This window comes from Microcoleus sp. B5-D4 (genome assembly GCF_036705145.1).
Lineage (GTDB): Bacteria > Cyanobacteriota > Cyanobacteriia > Cyanobacteriales > Microcoleaceae > Microcoleus.
Genome location: NZ_JAUBTV010000159.1, coordinates 1 through 5650, shown reverse-complemented (window position 1 = coordinate 5650; position 5650 = coordinate 1). Strand labels below are relative to the sequence as shown.

The window sequence follows — 5650 nt, the reverse complement described above, 5'->3', positions numbered from 1 at the left end:
GGCGTCCCGCCCGTCTTTTTGGGACGGGCGGGACGCCCATCCCACTTTCAAGAGTGGAAGTTATTTAATTCTCATTCCTTAGCAGCAATATGTACCGATTTGAATTAACCTAGAGCGTCGCCTCCGATATAGATATAAACTGAAGTTGATCCGGCGAAACATCCTTCACCAAAGCCAAGATATTGCCGCTGCTAGCTTCCCGAATCACCGTCGCCTTAGTATTTAAAATTCTAAAATCAGCAGTGCGAGGAATTCCCGGAGGAAAAGGCCCGCTGCTGTCATAATCTCTGGCATCACCAATTGTTAAAAACCTTTCGCTCAAAACAATATCATCTCGCGTCAATCCAGACGCCAATCCAATTACATCACCTTCAGCCGGATTGTAATCGAGAATAAAATCGGCAGGCACTTCATCTACATCAAAATTGCCACTAGGCGGCGGTTGAAGCGAACCAATTTCCCCGGAAGTTGCTCCCACTTCTGTGCGGAGGAAAAACAAATCTGCGCCTTCACTTCCCCAAAGTCTATCAATTCCAGCATCACCGATTAGAGTATCGTTTCCACTTTCTCCTACTAAAGCATCACTCCCTTTACCGCCGCGAATAAAGTCATTGGCCGTGCCTCCATAAACGTAGTCATTACCTTGATCTCCGCTGACAAAATCGCTGCCACATTCTCCATAAAGAATGTCAAAATCTTGGCCGCCATGAATAGTATCGCTGCCACAACCTCCGATTAAAGTATCTGTGCCGCTGTTACCGTTCATCAGTTCCGCACCACCTGAACCTCTGACAAAATCGTTACCAGCTAAGGCCCGCAAACCTCCGGGAGTATTCTGCAGAATTCCATTTGCTAATTGAACTACGTCGTCATTGGGAGTTAAATCAAAAAAGTTGGGGTCGCTGGCTGGATTTGGCAATGGCCCTGTGAGTAATTTGATGTTTGGGGGATCAGGAATAATTGGGTCTGAATTTTCAGCTAATGCTCTAATTTCTCCGAGATTTGTTTCTAACATCCTAAGTTTCTCCTTTTTTGATTGACTTTGGTGACATTCTGATTTTAACAAAGGTTCCAATTAAGATATATGCGGGAATCTGGGGTTACAACAATCAAATTATTGTTAAATTTGCCGGAATTAGTGTCAATAAGCTAGAGTTGTTGACACTAATGTGGTCGTCCAAATCCGCAAATATTTTGAACTGTGTACCAATAATTCTGGGGATCGCGTACTCTATTACCCGTTAGCAGTCAGTGGCGGAAAACCAACTGAATGCTAATTGTCATGAAACCTTGAGTTAAGTTCGGAATAATTAATATGCTAGACACTGCGATCGAATCTATTCAAGCCAGAGAAATCCTCGACTCCCGTGGCCGCCCCACCATTGAAGCTGAAGTTTACCTAGCCAACGGTGTTGTCGGACTCGCCCAAGTCCCCAGCGGTGCGTCTACAGGCTCTTTTGAAGCCCACGAACTCCGCGACGACGACAAAAGCCGTTACGGCGGTAAAGGCGTCCTGAAAGCCGTCGCTAACGTCGAACACAAAATTGCCCCCGCTTTGGCTAATCTAGATGCGATCGACCAAGCACTGGTAGACAAAACCATGATTGACTTGGACGGTTCCCCCAACAAATCCAACCTCGGCGCAAATGCCATTCTCGGAGTCTCCTTAGCCACAGCAAAGGCTGCCGCCGAGACTTTAGGACTCCCCCTTTACCGCTACTTGGGCGGGCCCTTGGCGAACGTTTTGCCCGTACCACTGATGAACGTGATCAACGGGGGTTCTCACGCTAACAATAATGTGGACATTCAAGAATTTATGATTGTCCCTGTGGGTGCGCCTTCTTTTAAAGAAGCTTTACGCTGGGGTGCAGAGGTATTTGAATCCTTGAGTAAAGTCTTAAAAGCTGAGGGTTTGCTGACTGGTGTGGGTGATGAAGGTGGTTTTGCGCCTAATCTTAAATCCAATCAAGCAGCTTTGGATTTGTTGATTGCAGCTATTGAAAAAGCTGGCTATAAACCGGGTGAACAAGTTGCTTTGGCTTTGGATGTTGCTGCTAGCGAATTTTACAAAGATGGGCAGTACACTTACGACGGTGTGGCTCATTCGCCGACAGAATTAATCGATTATTTGGATGGTTTGGCCGGAAAATATCCGATTGTTTCTATTGAAGATGGTTTGCATGAAGACGATTGGCACAGTTGGGTAGCACTGACTGAGAAAATGGGCAGCAAAGTTCAATTGGTTGGTGACGATTTGTTTGTTACTAATCGCACGCGGCTGCAAAAAGGAATTGATTTGAAAGCTAGCAATTCGATTTTGATTAAGCTGAATCAAATTGGTTCTTTGACTGAGACTTTGGATACGATCGACCTCGGCAAACGGAACAGCTATCGAGCCGTCATCAGCCACCGTTCCGGTGAAACTGAAGATACCACAATTGCCGATTTAGCGGTAGCGACTCGCGCCGGCCAAATCAAGACTGGTTCTTTGTGTCGCAGCGAACGGGTGGCTAAATACAACCGTTTGTTACGGATTGAGGACCAATTGGGCGATCGGGCAATTTATGCAGGATCGATCGGTTACGGGCCTAAATAACACTGGATAATTGGGAATTGGGCATCTGACAATTTTAGATTTTAGATTTTAGATTTTAGATTGAAGAATTGATTAGTAACTTGAATCTAAAATTAACAATCAGAAATCTAAAATCGGATGGGCATCGGGAATCGGCAATTTATATCCTGTAGGGGCGGGTTTTACCAGAAATAATTGCCTAAAACCAACAATCTCGTAAACCCGCCCCCACCCATCACCCATCACCAATGCCCCATGCCCAATGCCCAATGCCCAATGCCCAATTACCAATTAAGGATAGAAAGCCAATTGTGGCAAACCCAAAGTTTCTTCCCAACCCATCATCAAGTTCATGCACTGGATGCCTTGACCGGCTTGTCCCTTAATTAAATTGTCGATCGCCGATAGCACAATCACCCTGTCAGTACGCGGATCGACTTCCACACCGATGTAACACAGATTTGTGCCACAAGCCCATTTTGTTTGTGGATAAACTCCCGCCGGTAACACTTTTACCCAAGGACAATTGCGGTAAAAAGCGCTGAAAATTGTGATTAAATCTTCCCGCACCAAACCCGGATCACGCAAAGTTGCGTACACAGTCGCCAGAATTCCGCGCACCATCGGAATGAGGTGAGGAGTAAACTGAACTTTAATATCGTGTCCCGCTAAATCGCTGCAAATTTGCTCGATTTCTGGCGTGTGGCGGTGGCGGCCAACGCCGTAAGCCCCTAGAGAACCCTCTGCTTCAGCCAACAACAGATTAACTTCGGCTTTGCGGCCCCCTCCCGAAGCACCGGATTTGGCGTCGATAATTGCTGTTTCTGGCACAATGAGACCTTGTTTGAGCAAAGGTGCCAGGGCTAATAAACTAGCAGTGACGTAGCAGCCGGCACAGCCTACTAACTGAGCGCCTTTAATTCGATCGCGGTACAATTCTGGCAAACCGTAAACAGCCGTTGCAGCTAAAGCAGAGTCCGATCGCTCGCCCCCGTACCAAGCTTTGTAAGTTTCCAGATTTTCAAATCTGTAGTCAGCCGACAAATCCAAGACTTTGCAGCCTTTTTCTATCAGCGTCGGTGCCATTTTGCAAGCTAAACCGTTTGGCAGCGACAGAAACACAACTTCGCATTTTGCCGCTATTTTGTCTAGGTCGATCGCCTCGACTGTCAAATCAATGCAGTTAGTCAGGTGCGGATAAAGGCTGGAATAAGGTTTTCCTGCACTGCTATCCCCGCCCAAATAAACTACTTCAGCCGCCGGGTGGTCCGCCAGCAGTCGCACAAGTTGCACGCCGCCGTACCCTGAAGCGCCGATAATTCCTACAGGCACACGTCCAACATCTCCCATTTTCCTTTATCCCCTCAGCCGTTGAAGTCAAAAACGCTTGAACTTTTGCTGCATTGTAGTACCAAACGCCAACTTTGGTGGCAAAGAATTGTGTTGTTTTGTTTTGGAGGTGCATTTTTGTTAATTTTCCGCTGTTTGACCGAAAGCATCCAGGATACCCGCCACGTGATTCATTCCAACGCGCAGACTCAGGACCCAGAAATAAAAAACCTGTATCCAATACACAAGCCCCCGGATTTATCCGTGGGGTCAATGCTTCAATCATTTAATCTAAAATCTAAAATCTAAAATCTAAAATCGATTGACCCCGCCCAAAACCCATACAAAGCCCTGGAGATCCCAAAATTTTAGACCAAAGTTCCATCTTCCAGATTCACTGCGCTGCAAGTAAATCTAAAATCTAAAATCTAAAATCTAAAATCGACTGACTGATCGCCAAAACCCTAAAATTAACAAACTGATGTGCGATCGTGCTATAAAAAAACTTACATTAACCCATCCACAAACCGGAGATTAACATTTTTCCCTCTTGCCTCTTGCCTCTTGCTTCCTGTATCCTGCCTCGAACCTCTTCCCTCTTCCCTCTTCCTTCCTACCTATGGGCATCGTTGTAGAAAACGTATCAAAACAGTTTGGCAGTTTCCAAGCACTCGATCGAGTCAGCTTAGAAATTGAATCGGGTTCCCTAGTCGCATTGCTGGGCCCGTCTGGTTCCGGCAAGTCTACACTGCTGCGACTGATTGCGGGTTTAGAAATGCCCGACTCTGGCAAAATCTGGCTGACAGGCCAAGATGCTACCAATACTAGCGTCCAAGACCGCAAAATTGGGTTCGTGTTTCAGCACTACGCGCTATTCAAGCACATGACAGTGCGAAAAAACATCGCTTTCGGGCTGCAAATTCAGAAAACACCGCCCGCGAAAGTCAAATCGCGGGTAGAAGAATTGTTGAATTTAGTGCAATTGGCAGGATTGGGCGATAGATACCCGTCGCAACTTTCAGGAGGCCAGCGGCAGCGGGTGGCCCTCGCCAGAGCCCTGGCTGTGGAACCGAAAGTGTTACTGCTAGACGAACCTTTTGGAGCTCTCGATGCCAAAGTTCGCAAAGATTTGCGTGCTTGGTTGCGGCGACTGCACGACGAAGTTCACGTTACCACAGTCTTTGTGACGCACGATCAAGAAGAAGCGATGGAAGTTGCCGATCGAATTACAGTAATGAATAAAGGTAAAATCGAACAAGTCGGCACACCCGCAGAAATTTACGACCATCCCGCTAGTGCCTTCGTAATGAGTTTTATCGGGCCAGTCAATGTATTGCCCAGTAGTTCCAGAATGTTTCAAGACAACGGCTTTGACTCAGCCAACCCAGAGATTTTCTTGCGCCCTCACGACGTAGTAATTGAAACTACAGAAAATAGTGCAACAGTGCCTGCAAGAATCAGTCGCTTGATTCATTTGGGATGGGAAATACAGGTAGAATTAACCTTAGATGATGGTCAAGTAGTAAACGCTAATTTGACTAGAGAAAGATTCGATAGCTTGAACTTGCAGCCCCAGCAAAGAGTGTTCGTAAAGCCGAAAGATGCCAAGTCCTTTCCACTTTTTTATTCCATCTAAGGATCGCGAATTAAATAACTTACAATTTTAATTGTTATTGTGGGATGGACGTCCCGCCCGTCTTTTTTGGACGGGCGGGTCGCCCATCCCACAAACTTGTGGAAGTTATT

The 5650-nt window shown here is 46.4% G+C and carries 4 protein-coding genes; 2 read left to right on the top strand and 2 right to left on the bottom strand.

Features of this window, described 5'->3' with window-relative positions; translation table 11 throughout:
- Positions 1-109: 109 nt before the first annotated feature.
- On the bottom strand, positions 110-1015 hold the full coding sequence (locus QUB10_RS33580; RefSeq protein WP_333207436.1) for a calcium-binding protein: 906 nt from the start codon (positions 1013-1015) through the stop codon (positions 110-112).
- A 300-nt stretch (positions 1016-1315) separates the two neighbouring features.
- Here QUB10_RS33580 and eno point away from each other — a divergent pair, with 300 nt between their 5' ends.
- On the top strand, positions 1316-2596 hold the full coding sequence (gene eno / locus QUB10_RS33575) for a phosphopyruvate hydratase (RefSeq protein ID WP_445300799.1): 1281 nt from the start codon (positions 1316-1318) through the stop codon (positions 2594-2596).
- A gap of 270 nt (positions 2597-2866) precedes the next feature.
- On the opposite strand, the gene argC is transcribed toward eno, so the two are convergent.
- Complete coding sequence (gene argC / locus QUB10_RS33570) at positions 2867-3925, bottom strand: N-acetyl-gamma-glutamyl-phosphate reductase (protein WP_333207435.1); 1059 nt, start codon at positions 3923-3925, stop codon at positions 2867-2869.
- Positions 3926-4523: 598 nt separating this feature from the next.
- On the opposite strand from argC, the gene QUB10_RS33565 reads away from it, so the two are divergent.
- Complete coding sequence (locus QUB10_RS33565; protein ID WP_333057474.1) at positions 4524-5540, top strand: sulfate/molybdate ABC transporter ATP-binding protein; 1017 nt, start codon at positions 4524-4526, stop codon at positions 5538-5540.
- Positions 5541-5650: the final 110 nt, after the last annotated feature.